This window comes from Telluria sp. RB2R28, from assembly GCF_059685835.1.
Genome location: NZ_JCASIK010000001.1, coordinates 1424401 through 1441145 on the forward strand (window position 1 = coordinate 1424401; position 16745 = coordinate 1441145).

Sequence of the window (16745 nt, forward strand, 5' to 3'; positions counted from 1 at the left end):
ATTGAAGTCGAGACAGTCGTGACCTCTGAACTGTAAAACGAGTTGGTAACCCATGGATTCCTGAAGGTTGTCTTTCGTCCGCTCCTGGCCGAACCCGGCCGTTCACGTCAGCTTAGCAGATCGCCTGGCTTGAAAAACCACTGACTGTAATGACAGGCAGGTACCTACCCTAGCGAACTTCAGCTTTTCCATACGAGCAGCAGAAAAGTATCCGATCTTGTTTCCCGGAAGTTCCTGGGCGAGACGGCCGCATAACTCTAGCCCGATCTCATCAAGGGCTTGGACCTCTCGTGGATCGTCAAACTGCTGGTAGTGTGCTGTCTCGTAACGGGCTAACCAACCAGTGATCAGCTGCACGACATTCGGCAATACCCCTAACTCGGCAAGATCGACATACCCGCCACATGTGGCGTCGCGAACACCTATTCCAGATAACATCCCATCGACAAGTAGGTAGCGCATCTAACTGCCTTCACAGTTATCTCGTCCGCTTTTGGCCGAACCCGGCCATTCAGCTGAGCATATCAGGTCACTAAGGCGAAAAGGTCGCGGACTGTCACGACGGGCAGCGTCGCCGTCGGCAGCGGCATGGGCAAGGACATCGAGCATGCCCTCAAGCGCTGGCCGGCTCTGCAGCGCTACGCCAGCGCCGGCACTCTCCCGATAGACAACAATTCAGTCTAGAACGCGATCCGTCCAATCGCCATCGGCAAGAAAAACTGGCTGTTTGCCGACTCGGAGCGTGCTGGCCGCCGCGCCGCAGCCATCCAGAGCCTGTTTGCGATGGCCAAGCTCAATGGACTGGATCCAGCCCGCTGGCTAGCCAACACCTTCGACAAACTCCCGACCTGCCGAAACAGCAAGATCGATTCGCTGCTGCCATTTGCGGACTCTGAGCTAGCTTGATTCGGCTGTGAAGGTGGGCGGCTGAACGCTTACGCATGGCCCTGAGCGTCCATGTCTCGATCGGCTATGCGCCCTTCCCGCTGGCGGTCGGCAAGCAGCACCTGACGTGGGAACGCGTGGTGAACCTGGTCGACATGGCGCTCTACATGGCCAAGTCGCACGGCCGCAACCGGGCATATGGCGTGCGCGGCTTCGCCGATGACCAGCTGGATAGCCTGGATACGATCGAACAGAACCTGGTACTCGCCTGGCACACCGGCCAGGTCGAGCTGTCGACCATGATGGGCGGACGCAATACGCCGCGCGCTTGAGCGAGCGGCTGACCCGCGCGGGGTTCGGCCTGTTAGAAGCCGACCTTCAGGCCGACCGACACCACGTCGGCCTTGGCGCCGATCTCCGGCTGCTTGCCATAGCGTTCATATTCGCCGACCAGCGACAGGTTCTGGCCCAGCGCATACTGCAGGCCGACGGCGCCGTACACGCCATTGTCGTTGTCCGAATAGCTGGCGCCGTTGGACGGCAGGTTGACCTTGCGCTCGTTACGGGCCACGCCCAGCTTGCCATAGGCCGAAAGGCGCTCGTTCAGCGGCACCGCATACTTGGCAGCGACATAGCTGCTGGAACTCTTGACTTCTCCCTGCCCGAAACCTGACGTCGAGAGGACATTGACATCTTCGTTGCCGAAGCGGGTATAGCCGGCTTCCAGGGCCCAGTTCTGGTCGACGTTATAGCCTGCGAATACCTTGCCGCCGGCCTTCCAGTCGTCATCTGCGGCGCGGTTCTCGGCACCCGCCACTGCCACGCCCAGGTAGGTGCGCGAGGCCCAGTCGGGGCCGAGCCCATTGGTCGTGGTCTGGGCTTGGGCGGAGGTGATGGCGGTCAAGCCGACCGCGAGCGCGATCAGGAGTTTGTTCATGGTCTTGTTCCTTGGTCTGGTTCGCAGTTCCCAATGAATTGCGTAGCGAAAAGATACATCGCGGCGGCCCTGGTCCGAACAGCGCATGCGTAAGCACTTGTAACGAAACGCCCCGGTCAATGGCCCGTCGGCGTGCGGCATGTCGCACATCCGGGCGTTGCCGTACTGATGCGCGCAGTAAGCGAACAATTCGCGCGAGATGCAATATATGCATTTTGTTACGCCTGGATACAAGATCGCCTTGGCAAACCGGGCTCTAACGACAAAGGGACTACGACAAAAGGGCGAAATCGCATCGCGACAATGGGTGGCGCATTGACCAACGTACAGGCCGCCCAATGAAATCACGGATCTTCCACGTTACCTTCGCTACTTTCCTTACAGCCTTCATCAGCGACAGCGCGCAGCAGGCGCCGCGCTGGGGCCTTGGCGTCGGTGCTGCCGTCCCGGATTCGGTCTACGCCGGTGAAGGCACCCGCGTTACGCCTCTCCCGCTCGTCGCCTTCTAGGACTGGAAGCCAGCTGGCGCGGCGCCGCCGGGCAGCTCGACCTGGGCGTCAAGGGTGGCGCCACCAGCACCAGCAAGGGCCATGAAGCGAACATCACATATTCGAATCCGATCCAGCAGGGCGGCAAGGTAGCCATGCTTTTCTATATCGCCAATTGCGTGAGCTATTCGAGAGGATCAAGAAAAGCTACCCGTGAAGGGTGGCCAGTTGCTGTGCGCTCGTTGGAACAGCGTCATTTGCTTACGTTCGATACGCCAATCTATATACGAAAGTGTACCTGTGACTTTCTGAAACAGATGCGACGAAAGGTACTGCGTCACCGGGCTGCGCGCACCAGATTTTGCTAATCGCTGCGACGAATTCCCCCCAAACAGCTGCAACTGACCTGTAGGGATATCGAAATAGCTGCGACTCGCTGCGTCCATGACCTAACAACGATGTAACGCCACCGACAAAGGCCGCACCGTCTGCTTCCGACCCAGGGCTGTGTAAAAACGTAGCGTCGTGTAAACGGACGTCGCTCGGTAAACGTTAAGCCAGTATCTCATCAAGACGGATGCAAAATGAAGCGCTTTATTGAAGGCGAGGATCGTGGCCAAGGCACGCTGTTGCCTGAACTCTTGGACGACTACGTGGCCGAAGATAATCCAGTGCGGGTGGTCGATGTATTCGTGGACGAACTTGACCTTGGCCTCCTGGGCTTCACGCGGGTGCAACCAGCAAAGACGGGCCGGCCGGCTTACCATCCCGCCGTGCTTCTCAAGCTCTACATTTACGGCTACCTCAACCGCATCCAATCGAGCCGTCGGCTCGAGCGCGAAGCGCAGCGTAATGTCGAGCTGATGTGGTTGACGCACCGCTTGACGCCGGACTTCAAAACGATCTCGAATTTCCGTAAAGATAATGGCAAGGCGATCCGCAATGTGTGCCGGCAGTTTGTTGTGCTGTGCCAGCAGCTGGACCTGTTCTCGGATGCAGTTGTGGCGATCGATGGCAGCAAGTTCAAGGCAGTCAACAGCAGCGACCGCAACTTTACCCAAGCCAAGCTCAAGCGCCGGATGGAAGAAATCGAGGCCAATATCGGCCGCTATCTGGCGGAACTGGACACGGCTGACAGGCAGGAGCCGGCGGTAAAGCAAGCGCGCAGCGCTCGACTAAATGACAAGATCGAAGCGATGAAGTCGCAGATGGCAGCGCTTAAGGAAATCGAAGCGAGGCTGGAGGCGACTGGCGAAACGCAGATCTCGTTGACCGATCCAGATGCCCGCTCCATGATGACGCGGGGCTCAGGAATCGTCGGCTACAACGTGCAAACCGCAGTCGACGCCAAGCACCATTTGATCGTCGAACACGAGGTAACCAACATTGGCAACGACCGCGATCAGCTGTCGGGAATGGCAAAGAAGGCTCGCACTGCAATCGGGACAGAGTCGCTGACCGCAATCGCTGATCGCGGCTACTTCAAGGGCGAGGAAATTTTGGCGTGCAAGCAAGCCGGCATTGCCGTGCTGGTGCCTGCAACCAAGACATCCAACGCCAAGTCCGACGGTAGATTCGACAAGGCAGACTTCGTCTATGACCGGGAGAAGAACGAGTACCGTTGCCCGGCGGGTCAGGCACTGATCTGGCGTTTCGCCGGCGTTGAAAAAGGCATGACGCTCAACCGATATTGGAGCTCGAACTGCAAGACCTGCCCGCTCAAGGACAGGTGCACGCCTAGCCAGCAGCGCCGGGTGACGCGCTGGGAGCATCAGGACGTGCTCGACAACATGCAGGAGCAGCTTGAACGGAGCCCGGATGCCATGCGGATCCGGCGTTGCTCGGTCGAGCATCCATTCGGGACCATCAAGTCCTGGATGGGGGCCACGCACTTCCTCACAAAAGGACTGGAGCGCGTGAAGACCGAAATGAGCCTGCACGTGCTCGCCTATAACGTCAAACGGTTAATGTCGCTGCTGGGGGTCGCCGGCATGATGGAGGCGATCAGGGCGTATGCCTTTTTATCGACCCTGCAGCGCGTGTTTGGAGCGATTACCTTGCTGATCCGGTCAGTACCCCCAAAAACGCGGCACTGCACCCTGAGTACCTTAAAGCGCCGCACCACGTGCATCGGCGGGTACAGTTCTCCCGCCAAGGCCTGCTTCTAAGTTTTTACACAGCCTGGGCCGAAAGCGGAAGTTGCCCAGAGCATGTCTGCCTCAACATTACTTGTCAAACATAATTGTTTTTGTGCTTGACTTGATTGCTCGTCCATATCAGTTGCGCTCCGACCAGCAACCGTTGTACACACTGCACAGGTGCGTACAACATTACTCGTCAGGCGACCCACAAACCATGCGCCCGAGAAAATCGGCCATCGCGTCGACTGTCGCCGCCAACCACGGACCGAACAGCCAGAATGAATGCGGCGTGCTGGACAACGCCACCGTCTCGGCACAAACACCGGGAGACTCGCCCTGCTCCCATGGTTGATCGGCGAAGCATGATGCCGGGGCGCCGCCTGCCGGGTTTAGCATCCGCCAAACCAGGCGCAGGCGGCAGACGGTCTCTACGCGAGATATTCCTCATGGCGCCGCGTCTCCTCGCTCGTGAATTCCGACAGCGGTCGATATTGATCACTGCCTGCACGGCGCCGTTGCCCGCCATGCAGGCCAGCGTTGCAACCTGCCCGCCCGCGATAGCGATCCGGCCAAGTGAATGCCATGAACATCGGGATGCTCGCGCAACCACTGAAATCGCACTTTGACATCATCAAGTGCTGCCAGCGAGCGCGCCTGGCGCGACACACGATCGCTGACCGTGACCGCCGCATGGCCACAAACGCCGTCATGCACCATCACGACCCGTAGCGCCGGTCGATTGTGCGGCACTGGAGAATGCAGCCCGAGCGCCCGCGAAAATTCGCCCCGGCCCGCGTAGACGACGTCCTCGCGCACCCGGACCGCGCCCGGCGCCATGCTGCTGGCAATCCGGATGTCGAAATAGCCGAACACGATGTTGCGGTACGTGCTCCTGGCGTTGTCCCGCCGGACGGTAGCGCTGTTGCGGCGCCGGCGACCGGCAACAGCAGCCCAATCGCCAGCAGTCAGCGCGTCACAACGACTCGCCCCGGAAGATCACCGAGCGGCTCACACTGGCGCCAGGCGCCAGGACGGTCAAGCCAGGATAGCCCGGCATATTGTGGGCATTGATCGGATGATCGACCGGCTCGAAGCAGAAGAAATCGCGGCCCGGTGGCGCATACAGGATGAAGTAATCCATCGCCGCCTCGATGGACAGACCCACGCCCCGTCCCGGCCAGCGCACACGCGCCACGCCGTCCCAGCCGGCGAAGGCGTTGTCGACGGCCTCCTTCGGCAGCGGCGCGAACGTGCGGTAGTCCCATGCAGGCGGCACAGCGCGCCGGCTCGACGGCAGCTTGTCGGGGCCCGACAACCAGACTGCATCGGCCCGCGCCTGCAGCTGCGCCCCGCCCGGATCGGGCAGCCACGGGTGCAGGCCAAGGCCGAATGGCAGCGCCACGGTGCCCGCATTGCGCACCGTGAGTTCGACGATCAGCGCGTCCCCATCGAGCGTGTAGCGCAGCGTGGCGTCATACGCGAGCGGCGCAAACGCGTGGCGCGTCAGGCGCAGCAGGATCGAATCGAACGTCAGCGACTGCACATCCCACGCCTGCTGCCAGCCATCGCCATGAATGGCGACCTTCTCGCCCGGGCGGTTCGGCGTCGGCACATAACGTTGGCCATCGTATTCGAAGCCGGCTGGCGCGATCCGGTTCGACCACGGCACCAGCGGGAAGCAGGCCAGCTGGCCGGGTTGCGGCACGCCCATAAAGTCGGGCGGCAAGCCGCGCAGCAGCGGTACCGGTTGCGCGCCGCGCAACCAGTCCAGGCGCGCGAGGCCGCCGCCGATCTGCGGCACGATGACGGCCGCCAGACTGTGATTGCGCAGGACGAGAAGTTGCAGCATGGGGCGCGCCGCCGGCATCAGTATTGCGGGCCGTCGAGCAGGAATTTCCCGCCCTGGTAGATCGTCGTCACGTCGTCCGGCGCCGGGAACTCGGCCGAATCCGGGAACAGGTGCGCGAACGTGCGCGAACTGTCCTTCGGCTTGAAGCCCAGGTGCGCGACCAGGCGGTTGTCCCACCAGACGCTGTCGTTGTCCGACATGCCGTAGACGATCGTGTGGCCCACGCGCGGCGCGAACAGCGCGCAGCGCAACAGTTCGGTCAGGTCGTCATACGACAGATAGGTACTCATCATGCGTTTGTTGGCCGGCTCCGGGAAGCTCGAGCCGATCCGCACGCAGACGGTCTCGATGCCGAAGCGGTCATAGTAATAGCGCGACATCTGCTCGCCGAACACCTTCGACAGACCGTAGTAGCTGTCCGGGCGCGTCGGCGAATTCGCATCGAGCACTTCCGTCGTGCGGTGGTAGCCAATGGCGTGGTTCGAGCTGGCGAAGATCACGCGCTTGGTGCCGGCCTTGTGCAGCGCCTCGTACAGGTTGGCCACGCCCAGGATATTGGCCTGCATGATCGGCTCGAACGGCTTTTCGGTGGACACGCCCCCAAAGTGCAGCACCGCATCCACCCCCTCGAGCAGCTTGATCACCGCGTCCTTGTCGGCCAGGTCGCACTGGACGATTTCTTCGCCTTCACGGGCGTCGCCCATATCGACGACATCCGACAGCCGCACCACGTCGGCCCACGGCTTGATGCGATCGCGCAGCACCTTGCCCAGGCCGCCAGCGGCGCCGGTCAGCAGGATGCGTTTGAATGGTTTGCCGACTTTCTGTACTGCTTGGGTCATGCCCGTCTCCTCATGTGTTCTATTAAATTCTGCCGCGAACTTGTTCGGGGAAAGTATGCCATACAACATCGAAAAGTGGCTAGTCCAGCTTGCGATTTTGGTCAGACCAAATTAGAATGAGCCGACCAAAAGAGCGTTACCTGCACTTCCGGAACACAGGTAATACAACAGTGAATATCACGATGCCGATTGGAGACAAATGAAACTGCACTTCGTTGCCGCCCTGCTGGGCTGCGCATTGGTATCCTCACCCGCGCTGTCCCAGGGTCAATATCGCAATACCGACAACACGAACCTGGGCGACGCTGGCGAAGGCAGCTACCCGATCCCCTATAAAAAGCCGGTGGTGGCCGAGGTCACCGCCCAGCTGCAGGCCATCCGTGCCTTCATGGACCGCGCGACGCCAACCCGCATCGTCAGCAAGCGCACCGGCCAGCCGATCACGGACCTGAAAAAACCGAGTGCGGACGCGATCTTCGAAAAGAGCGCCGGCGACTACGGCATCCAGGTGTACGAGATGGGCGTGGTGCATTCGGGCCTGCTCAAGGCGGCCCAGGTTACCAAGGATCCGGGCTTTACCGCGATGACCAGGCGCCACTTCGCTTTCTTTGCCGAGACGCTACCGTATTTCCGCGCGCAGGAACAGCAGTTCAAGCTTGAACGTGCCAACAGCTTCTCGCGCTTTCTCGATCCGCGCTCGCTCGACGACGCCGGCTCGATGTGCGCGGCCCTGATGCGCGCGCGCGCCGCCAAGGTCGGGCCGGATCTCAAGTCCATGATCGACACCTGCAGCGACTGGGTCGCCAAGCGCCAGTTCCGGCTGGACGACGGCACGATGGCCCGCAAGCGCCCGCAGGAAGTCTCGCTGTGGGCCGACGACATGTACATGAGTATCCCGGCGCTGGCCGAGATGGGCCGCCTGACGGGCGAGCGTGCCTACTTCGACGATGCAGTCGCTAACGTGATGGGCATGTCGAGCCGCATGTTCAATCCGCAGCTTGGCCTGTACACGCACGGCTGGCACGCGAACCACCCGGATGCACCGCGCTTCTACTGGGCACGCGCCAATGGCTGGGCGGTGCTGGCGATGTCCGACCTGCTCGATGTGCTGCCGAAAGACCATCCTGGCTACCCGAAAGTGCTCGCGCAGCTGCGCGCATCGCTCAAGGGCATCGCCGAACTGCAAAGCGGCAGCGGCCTGTGGCACCAGATGATCGACCGCAACGACTCGTATCTCGAGACGTCCGCCAGCGCCATCTTCACGTATGTGATCGCGCATGCCGTCAACGAGGGCTGGGTCAGCCCGACGACCTACGGCTCGATCGCGCAAACCGGCTGGAATGCGCTGTCGACCCGCATCACGGCGCTGGGCCAGGTCGAAGGCACGTGCGTTGGCACGACGCTGGCCGGCGACATGGTCTATTACTACAACCGCCCGACCAGCGTGGATGCGCTGCACGGCTATGGCCCGATGCTGCTGGCCGGCGCCGAGATCATCCGCCTGGTGACGAACCCCGCGTTCGAGGTGCAGCACAAGGTGCGTACCTACCACTACATGCCCAAGGGTGGGCAGACCGACTACCGCGAACACCACTGACCCTGGAGTGACATCATGAACCGACTCGTACTCGCCGCCATCTTGGCCGCGCCGCTGGCGCACGCCCATGCGGACGGCATCCGCGTGACCATCCAGCAGGACCTGGCGATCGCCCGCCCTTCCGAAACCATCTCGATCCCGTGGAAGGATGTCAACGCTGCCCTGCCCGGCGCGATGGTGCAGAAAATCGCGGTGAAGGATGCGCGTGGCCGTGTGCTGCCACACCAGGTGACGAATATCGCGCCGCAGGCAAAGGACCCGAAGAACGAAGGCGTCGCTTACGGAGAACTGCTGTTCCAGCACAGCTTTGCGGCTGGCGAGAAAAGCGCGGGCTTTACCATCGAGCGCATCGACGGCGTGGCGCCGCCGTTCCCGGTCAAGACCTTCGCGCGCCAGGTGCCCGAGCGGCTGGACGACTTCGCATGGGAGAACGACAAGATCGCCCACCGCACCTACGGGCCGGCGCTGGCAGCGCCGGCGCCTCCCGGTGTCGTCAAGGAAGTCCTGGTGACGAGCGGCCTGGATATCTGGTTCAAGCGCGTCAATTATCCGATTGTCGACCGCTGGTACAACAAGGGGCACGACCACTATCACAAGGACCAGGGCGAAGGCATGGACATGTACAACGTCGGCAAGTCGCGCGGCGCCGGTGGCATTGGCGTCTGGAGCGGCGAGGCCTTGTACCCGGGCGTGAACTACGCAACCTTCAAGATCCTGGCCAACGGCCCGATCCGCACCGTGTTCGAACTGCACTACGCACCGTGGGATGCGAACGGGCGCCAGGTCAGCGAAGTCAAACGCTTCACGGTCGACGCCGGCCAATGGTTCGACCGCATCGACAGCACCTTTACCGCCAGCGGCGACGGCCCGCTGACGGTGGCCGTGGGTCTGAACAAGACGCCGGCCGACAAGGGCCAGTCCCCAAAAATCGCCACCACCCGCGACGGCAAGGTGCTGCTGCAGTGGATCGAGCAAGACACCAACGACGCCTTCGGCACGGCCGTCGTGCTGCCGGCGGCCGAAGGCTTCGCCCAGGACGCGCTCAATGAGCTGATCGTGGCCAAGGCCACGCCGGGCACGCCACTGCGCTACTACGCCGGCGGCGCCTGGCGCCGCGCCGGCGAGATCACCAGCCGCGAACTGTGGCAACGCGAGGCGGCCGCCGTCGCCGCACGCGACGCCAGCCCGGTGCGCGTGACCATCGCACCGACCAAAGGAAACTGACCATGCCATTTCAACCTACACGCCGCGCACTGCTGCGCACCGTGCCGGCAGCCTCACTGCTGTTCTCCGGCGTCACCGCTGCTGCCCCCGCCGCCACTGCCCGTAAAGCTGCCACACCACCTGACCCGTGGCGGCGCGCCAACGACATCATCGCCCGCTTCGCCACGCCACTGGTGTTTCGCAAGGAAGACTTCGACGTCACCACCTATGGCGCCAAGCCGGCATCGATGGTGCAGGTGCGGGGCCAGGTTGCTTCGCTCGTCGATGGCGTGCTTGACACGCCGGCGCCCGGGTCGCCCGACAGCTATCCGGCGATCGCAGCGGCCATCGCTGCCTGCCACGCCAAGGGCGGCGGCCGCGTCGTGATTCCGAAAGGCGACTGGTACTGCGCCGGACCGATCGTGCTGCGTTCGAACGTGCACGTCCACCTGGCTGCCGGCGCACGGGTGCACTTTTCGGCCAATCCGGCTCACTACGCGCGCCACGGCGCGCACGACTGCGGCGCCAACGGCAAGCTGGTGCTGTCGCGCTGGCAGGGCAACGATTGCCTGAACTATTCGCCGATGGTGTACGCGATCGACCAGCAGAATATCGCCCTCACCGGCGAGGACTGGACCAGCATCCTCAATGGCCAGGGCGGCGTGCCGTTCGAGCCGGGCTTCGCGCAGCAAGCCGAATGCTGGTGGGACTGGAAAGGCCGCAGCAAGCCGGGGGAACCGAAACGCACGCGCACCGAGGTCGCCGCCAACCCGGCCAACGCACCGCTCGACCGCGCCGTTCCTGGCATCGACGCGGGGCTGCAGGCGAGCATCCAGGGCGAGGGAAACCGCTGGCAGACCGACTCGCGCTACCTGCCGGCGCTGTCCGAGGCCGGCGTGCCGGTCGAACGGCGCGTGTTCGGGCATGGCCACTTTCTGCGTCCCTGCATGATCGAGCTGATTGGCTGCAGCAAGGTGCTGCTGCAGGGTTACCAGGTGAATGCGGCGCCGTTCTGGCTGCACCACCCGGTCAATTGCCGGGACCTGCTGATCCGCCGCGTGAACATGGAAAGCCTGGGCCCGAACAGCGACGGGTTCGATCCGGAAGCCTGCGATGGCGTGCTGGTCGACGCGTGCCAGTTCAACAATGGCGACGACTGCATCGCGATCAAGGCCGGCAAGAACAGCGATACGCAGCATGGCCCGACGCGCAATATCGTCATCCAGAATTGTGTGATGAACAGCGGCCATGGCGGCGTCACACTCGGCAGCGAGATGGCCGGCGGGATCGAGCACGTCTACGCGCAGCAGCTCGATTTTCGTAACACGCACTGGAAGGACGATCCGCTGAACACGGCGATCCGGCTCAAGACGAACATGAACCGTGGCGGATTCCTGCGCCACCTGTACGTGCGCGACGTGACGCTGCCCAATGGCGTGGCGCTTGAACCCGGCCTGTACAAGCCGCTGGCCGGCGCGCGCGACATCAAGCAGCCGGTCGCCTCTGGCGCCGGCGCCATCATCACCATCGATTGCGATTACGTGCCGGGCGACGACACGATGCGCAATCGCCCGCCGCAGGTGTCGGACATCGACATCCGCAACGTCCGCACGAAGAACGTCGATACGGGCAAGGGGCAATTCTCGTGCTACCAGGCGTTCGTGCTGCTCGGCCCCGTGGCCTCGAGCTTCAATGGCAAGCCGGGCACCGCGATACCGCCAATCGCGCGTGTGCGCATCAGCGATTCGGACTTCGGTACGCCCGTCAACACCGCCCAACCGTGGTTCGTGCACAACGCCGTGGACATCACGCTGGACAACGTCACCATCGGCGTCAAGCGCTACAAGCAGGTTCTGAACAAGAAGACCTGACTCGCAACAGGTCAGGCCAAATGAAAATATTTTTTAATTGGCCTGACCAAAAGCACAAGTTGTGTCATAGAATCAAAAAACTGGCCTGACCAGATAATTAAATGCAGCGCCGGTGGACCCGTCAGCGTCCGCCCCGATAAAAACGCATGGAGACAGCATGAACCAACACCCGCACCGCGCATCGCTGCGCAAACTCACCTTGTGCCTGCTCGGCACGGCCTCGGTATCCGCCATGTCGCTGGGCCCCGCGTTCGCGCAGGAAGTGACCGCGTCACCGACGGGCACAGGCGCAGCGCAAACGGTGGTCGTCACGGGCCTGCGCGCCTCGCTCGAAAGTGCCCTGAACGCCAAGCGCCAGGAAAACGGCATCGTCGACGTCATCAAGTCGGAAGACATGGGCAAATTCCCCGACACGAACCTGGCCGAGTCGCTGCAGCGGGTGCCGGGCGTCGTGATTGACCGCGATGCCGGCGAAGGCCGTTCGATCACGGTGCGCGGTCTGGGCCAGGATTTTACGCGTGTGCGCATCAATGGTATCGAGGGCCTGGCCACCACGGGCGGCACCGACAGCTCGGGCGGCACCAACCGTGGCCGCGGGTTCGACTTCAACGTGTTTGCTTCTGAACTGTTCAGCGCCCTGACGGTGCGCAAGAGCTCGTCGGCCGACGTCGACGAAGGCTCGCTCGGCGCTACCGTCGACCTGCAGACGCTGCGCCCGTTCGACCTGAAAGGCTTCAATGCCACGGTCGCCCTCAAGGGCAAGTACAACGACGGCTCCGAGAAGACCGATCCGCGCGCGGCCTTCATGATTTCGGACACGTTCTTCGACCGCAAGGTCGGCGTGCTGGTCTCGGGCGCGTTCTCGAAACGCCGCGTACTGGAAGACGGCTTCAGCACCGTGCGCTGGGATAACGGCCCGTCGTCGGGCGGCTGGTGCGCACCGCAAGGCGCCGCCGCCAACCCCACCAATTCCACCGCGACCACCTGCGGCCCGGCCGCGCAGGGTGTTGCGCGCCTGCCGAACACCCCGGAGAACCAGGCCGCCTATGCCGCCGCCAGCAACCCGAACAACTTCCATCCGCGCCTGCCACGTTATGGCCGCCTGACCCACGACCAGGATCGCCTGGGCCTGACCGCATCGGTGCAATGGCGCCCGCAGCGCGGCACCCTGCTCACCTTCGACATGCTGTACTCGAAGCTCGACGCCACGCGCCAGGAAGACTTCCTGGAAGCGACCTCGTTCAGCCGCAGCGCCAGCCAGGGCGGCAAGCCGCAAATGAGCGTGGTGCAGGCCGAATACGCGCCGAGCGGCGCTCTGCTGTACGGCAAGTACAACGGCGTCGACATCCGCTCCGAGCAGCGCTTCGATGAACTCAAGACCACCTTCACGCAGCCGACGCTGACGCTCGAGCACAAGCTCACCGACACGCTGAGCATGAGCGCCCGCTATGGCCGCGCCAATTCGAAGTTCCGCAATCCGGTACAGACCACGGTCACGCTCGACGCGCTGAACGTCGACGGCTACACGCTTGACTTCCGCAACGACGACCGCCGCCCGGTCATCGGCTATCCATTCGACCCGATGGGCAACCGCCTTGGCCTGGTCGGCGTGCCGCAGGTGGCCAGCGGCACGCAGCCATCGACGGTCGCCAACACGACCACCAGTGAGATCCGTACCCGCCCGCAAGGCACCGACAACGTCAACAACGTCGGCCAGTTCGACCTGGCGTGGGAAGCCAATGACATCTTCACGATCAAGGGCGGCGTCAACAGCAAGAAGTACAGCTCGGACACCTACGAATTCCGCCGCGTGAACCAGAACGACACGATCTTCGCGCCGCCAGCAGGCGCCAGCGGACTGACGAACAACCTGACCGGCTTTGGCAGCAACCTGGGTCTGCCAGCGGGGAACGCGACCGGCTGGGTCGTGCCGAATCTGCAGGCGATCGCCGCTGCATATGACATCTACTGCAACTGCATCAAGAGCGGCCCTGCCGGCGGCCCGGGCGACTTCCGGCTCTCGTCGATCGAGAACGGCAATGCGCGCGGGAACAACCGCTCGGTCACCGAGAAAAGCGATGGCCTGTACCTGATGGGCGAATTCCGCTACGACCTGTGGAATATCCCGGTGCGCGGCAACGTCGGCGTGCGCCACGTGAAGACCGACCTGTCGACGACCGGCTACCAGGCTGCCGGCGGTGGCACCGCCGTCACGGTCGATCATGATTACAAGGACACGCTGCCATCGTTCAACCTGGCTGCGAACATCACCGACGAATTCATCGTGCGCGTCGGCGCCGCCAAGGTCATGACGCGCCCGCAACTGGGTTTCCTGTCGCCGGGTGGCAGCATCGCCACCACCGGCAATCTGTCGATCAACACCGGCAACCCGTTCCTCAAGCCGTTCCGCGCCAAGACCTTCGACACGAGCTTCGAGTACTACTTCAAGAACAAGGCATTCGTGGGCGTGGGCCTGTTCCAGAAGAACATCGACACCTACATCCAGAGCCTGCGCACCAACGTGGCGTTCCGCGATTCGGGCCTGCCGCTGTCGCTGCTGCCGGCGAACTTCACGGGTGAAGAAGTGTTTGCGCTGACCACCCCGGTCAACACCGACGGCGGTAAGCTCAAAGGCTTCGAGATCAACTACCAGCAGCCGTTCACGTTCCTGCCCGGCTGGGGCAAGAACTTCGGCACGCTGCTGAACTACACCCGGGTCTCGTCGAAGATCGAATACCTGGTTTCGCCGACCAGCGACGCGCGCATCACGGACGACCTGCTGAATCTGTCGCCGAAAGCATGGAACGCCACGCTGTTCTATGACGATGGCAAGTTCAGTGCACGCGTCTCGGCCGCCCAGCGCTCGGGCTTCGTGACCCGCGTGCCGGGCCAGAACAACAACGACGTCGAAGGCAAGAACGAAACCCTCAACGTCGACCTGTCGTTCTCGTACAAGGTCAACGACAAGCTCGAGTTCACGCTTGAAGGCGTCAACCTGACCAACGAAGAAAGCGACCAGTTCATCAGCCGGGCGCGCAACAGCGTCGTCGTCAACAACGTCACGGGCCGCGAATATCTGTTCGGGCTGCGTTACAAGTTCTGACCGAACGCGTCCTCGCGTCCTTGGGCCCGCGCTTGCGCGGGCTTTTTTTATGCATTCAACCGTTCAAATCAACGTCGCACCGTTGCACGCCACCTTACGTTGAACGCGTGGGCGGCGTAGCCGCCCACCCTACCGGTGAATCGACCTTCGGCGCGGGCCTTTTCATGTATCGAACCGTAGCGTGGGCGGGTTTCCCGCCCACGCGTTCAAATCGACGTCGCACCGTGGCATGCCGCGCGTACGTTGAACGCGTCCAGCATGCCGTAGCGGCGCCCCGGGCATCTCCTGGTCTCAGGTACGCTACAATCTACGGCCCGCGACGCACGCGATTTTCTCCAACCTGCCAGCGAAAGACCCATGAGCACCTCGACCGAGATTGATAACGGCCTCCCCCTCGACATGACCATCTTCGGCGGGATGGGCGACCTTGCCATGCGCAAGCTGCTGCCCGCCCTGTACATGGCCTACCTGCACGGCAACCTGCCTGCATCGACCCGCATCCTGTCGACCGGCCGCCAGGACTATGACCGCGCGGCCTATCTCGCCTTCATCGAAGAGCATTCGCGCTCGTTCATCAGCGGCGACAACTTCAACGAGAAAAGCTGGGCCGGCTTCCTGGACCTGCTGGTCTACGTGAAGGTCGACGTCGCTGAGGCGCCGGTCTTCGACACACTGCGCGACGTCTCGCGCGATGGTGCCCAGCGCGTGTTCTATCTCGCCACGGCGCCATCGCTGTTCACGATGATCTGCGACAAGCTGGCCGCCACCGGCCTGGTCGACGCCAATGCACGCGTCGTGCTCGAGAAACCGCTGGGCCGCGACCTGGCCTCGGCCGTCGAGATCAACGAGGCGGTCGGCAAGCATTTCGCCGAGTCCCAGATCTACCGCATCGACCACTACCTGGGCAAGGAGACCGTGCAGAACCTGATGGTGCTGCGCTTCGGGAACTCGATCCTGGAACCCCTGTGGCGCGCGCCGAACATCGCCAGCGTGCAGATCACAGTGGCCGAAGAAGTCGGCGTGGGCAGCCGCGCAGGCTTCTACGACAGCGCCGGCGCGATGCGCGACATGGTGCAGAACCACCTGATGCAACTGCTGTGCATCGTGGCGATGGAGCCGCCAACCTCGCTCTCGCCCGACGCCGTGCGCGACGAAAAGCTCAAGGTGCTGCGCTCGCTGCGCCGCATGGGGTTGGCCGATATCGCGCGCGACACCGTGCGTGGCCAGTATTCGCGTGGCGTCAGTGGCAACCAGGAAGCCAAGGGCTATCACGAAGAAAGCAACGTGCCGGCCGACAGCCACACCGAGACCTTCGTCGCGCTGCGTGCCCACATCGATACCTGGCGCTGGTCGAAGGTGCCGTTCTATCTGCGCACCGGCAAGCGCATGGCGCGCCGCTCGTCGAAGATCGTCATCGAGTTCGCCAATCCGCCGTTCCCGCTGTTCCCTGAAACGCCAGGCGGCGTGGCCAATCGCCTCGTCATCGAGCTGCAGCCCGAAGAAGCGATCAAGCTGCAGATCTTCGCCAAGCAGCCAGGCAGCGGCATGCTGATGCAGCAGGTCGCGCTGAACCTCGATCTGCAGTCGGCATTCGCGCAGCGCCGCGCCGAAGCCTACGAGCGTCTGTTGATCGACGTGGTGCGCGGTCGCCTGACGCACTTCATGCGCCGCGATGAACTCGAAGCAGCGTGGGAATGGGTCGAGCCGATCATCAATGGCTGGGAGACCCTTGGCGAAAAGCCGCATGCGTATGCGGCCGGCTCGTGGGGGCCGCCGGAATCGTTCGCGCTGCTGGCGCGCGACGGGTTTGGCTGGGTCGAGTAAGCGAC

The 16745-nt window shown here is 62.9% G+C and carries 12 protein-coding genes and 2 pseudogenes; 9 read left to right on the plus strand and 5 right to left on the minus strand.

Features of this window, described 5'->3' with window-relative positions; genetic code table 11:
* Positions 1-102: 102 nt before the first annotated feature.
* Positions 103-462 (minus strand): hypothetical protein, encoded by a 360-nt coding sequence (locus AC56LV_RS06285; RefSeq protein ID WP_499556525.1) that lies wholly within the window; start codon positions 460-462, stop codon positions 103-105.
* 105 nt (positions 463-567) lie between these two features.
* Between AC56LV_RS06285 and AC56LV_RS06290 the strand changes: the two are divergent.
* Positions 568-906: pseudogene (locus AC56LV_RS06290) on the plus strand (IS66 family transposase); the annotation flags it as partial.
* A gap of 35 nt (positions 907-941) precedes the next feature.
* Positions 942-1217 carry a hypothetical protein gene (locus AC56LV_RS06295; protein WP_499556526.1) on the plus strand — a complete coding sequence of 92 codons (276 nt, stop codon included), beginning with the start codon at positions 942-944 and terminating at the stop codon, positions 1215-1217.
* A 32-nt stretch (positions 1218-1249) separates the two neighbouring features.
* Here AC56LV_RS06295 and AC56LV_RS06300 read toward each other — a convergent pair whose 3' ends face one another.
* Positions 1250-1822 carry a porin family protein gene (locus AC56LV_RS06300; RefSeq protein WP_499556527.1) on the minus strand — a complete coding sequence of 191 codons (573 nt, stop codon included), beginning with the start codon at positions 1820-1822 and terminating at the stop codon, positions 1250-1252.
* A 338-nt stretch (positions 1823-2160) separates the two neighbouring features.
* Between AC56LV_RS06300 and AC56LV_RS06305 the strand changes: the two genes are divergently transcribed.
* Together AC56LV_RS06305 and AC56LV_RS06310 are read left to right on the plus strand one after the other, a co-directional pair.
* Positions 2161-2331, plus strand: coding sequence for a hypothetical protein (locus tag AC56LV_RS06305; protein WP_499556528.1), 171 nt, complete (start codon positions 2161-2163; stop codon positions 2329-2331).
* A gap of 563 nt (positions 2332-2894) precedes the next feature.
* Positions 2895-4322 (plus strand): annotated as a pseudogene (locus AC56LV_RS06310) (IS1182 family transposase); the annotation flags it as partial.
* Between the two features lie 624 nt (positions 4323-4946).
* Here AC56LV_RS06310 and AC56LV_RS06315 read toward each other — a convergent pair.
* The 3 genes from AC56LV_RS06315 to AC56LV_RS06325 form a co-directional block, all read right to left on the minus strand.
* On the minus strand, positions 4947-5324 hold the full coding sequence (locus tag AC56LV_RS06315) for a hypothetical protein (protein WP_499556529.1): 378 nt from the start codon (positions 5322-5324) through the stop codon (positions 4947-4949).
* 100 nt (positions 5325-5424) lie between these two features.
* On the minus strand, positions 5425-6300 hold the full coding sequence (locus AC56LV_RS06320) for an aldose 1-epimerase (protein ID WP_499556530.1): 876 nt from the start codon (positions 6298-6300) through the stop codon (positions 5425-5427).
* Positions 6301-6317: 17 nt separating this feature from the next.
* Entirely contained in the window at positions 6318-7142 is an 825-nt protein-coding gene (locus AC56LV_RS06325; protein WP_499556531.1) for an NAD-dependent epimerase/dehydratase family protein, read from the minus strand.
* 199 nt (positions 7143-7341) lie between these two features.
* On the opposite strand from AC56LV_RS06325, the gene AC56LV_RS06330 reads away from it, so the two are divergent.
* The 5 genes from AC56LV_RS06330 to zwf all read left to right on the plus strand — a co-directional run bounded on the left by AC56LV_RS06330 (position 7342) and on the right by zwf (position 16740).
* A complete protein-coding gene (locus AC56LV_RS06330) occupies positions 7342-8739 on the plus strand; it encodes a glycoside hydrolase family 88/105 protein (protein ID WP_499556532.1) in 1398 nt (465 codons plus the stop codon).
* Positions 8740-8754: 15 nt separating this feature from the next.
* Positions 8755-9963, plus strand: a complete 1209-nt coding sequence (locus tag AC56LV_RS06335) for a DUF4861 family protein (RefSeq protein WP_499556533.1) — start codon at positions 8755-8757, stop codon at positions 9961-9963.
* 2 nt (positions 9964-9965) lie between these two features.
* Entirely contained in the window at positions 9966-11813 is a 1848-nt protein-coding gene (locus AC56LV_RS06340) for a glycoside hydrolase family 28 protein (protein WP_499556534.1), read from the plus strand.
* Between the two features lie 157 nt (positions 11814-11970).
* Positions 11971-14916 carry a TonB-dependent receptor gene (locus AC56LV_RS06345; RefSeq protein ID WP_499556535.1) on the plus strand — a complete coding sequence of 982 codons (2946 nt, stop codon included), beginning with the start codon at positions 11971-11973 and terminating at the stop codon, positions 14914-14916.
* A gap of 357 nt (positions 14917-15273) precedes the next feature.
* A complete protein-coding gene (zwf, locus tag AC56LV_RS06350) occupies positions 15274-16740 on the plus strand; it encodes a glucose-6-phosphate dehydrogenase (protein WP_258834341.1) in 1467 nt (488 codons plus the stop codon).
* The last annotated feature ends 5 nt before the right edge of the window (positions 16741-16745 follow it).

Coding starts and splice junctions, on each gene's coding strand:
- AC56LV_RS06305 (WP_499556528.1), top strand. CDS start 2,161: ATGAAATCACGGATCTTCCACGTTACCTTCGCTACTTTCCTTACAGCC.
- AC56LV_RS06325 (WP_499556531.1), bottom strand. CDS start 7,142: ATGACCCAAGCAGTACAGAAAGTCGGCAAACCATTCAAACGCATCCTG.
- AC56LV_RS06300 (WP_499556527.1), bottom strand. CDS start 1,822: ATGAACAAACTCCTGATCGCGCTCGCGGTCGGCTTGACCGCCATCACC.
- AC56LV_RS06330 (WP_499556532.1), top strand. CDS start 7,342: ATGAAACTGCACTTCGTTGCCGCCCTGCTGGGCTGCGCATTGGTATCC.
- AC56LV_RS06335 (WP_499556533.1), top strand. CDS start 8,755: ATGAACCGACTCGTACTCGCCGCCATCTTGGCCGCGCCGCTGGCGCAC.
- zwf (WP_258834341.1), top strand. CDS start 15,274: ATGAGCACCTCGACCGAGATTGATAACGGCCTCCCCCTCGACATGACC.
- AC56LV_RS06295 (WP_499556526.1), top strand. CDS start 942: ATGGCCCTGAGCGTCCATGTCTCGATCGGCTATGCGCCCTTCCCGCTG.
- AC56LV_RS06345 (WP_499556535.1), top strand. CDS start 11,971: ATGAACCAACACCCGCACCGCGCATCGCTGCGCAAACTCACCTTGTGC.
- AC56LV_RS06320 (WP_499556530.1), bottom strand. CDS start 6,300: ATGCTGCAACTTCTCGTCCTGCGCAATCACAGTCTGGCGGCCGTCATC.
- AC56LV_RS06285 (WP_499556525.1), bottom strand. CDS start 462: ATGCGCTACCTACTTGTCGATGGGATGTTATCTGGAATAGGTGTTCGC.
- AC56LV_RS06340 (WP_499556534.1), top strand. CDS start 9,966: ATGCCATTTCAACCTACACGCCGCGCACTGCTGCGCACCGTGCCGGCA.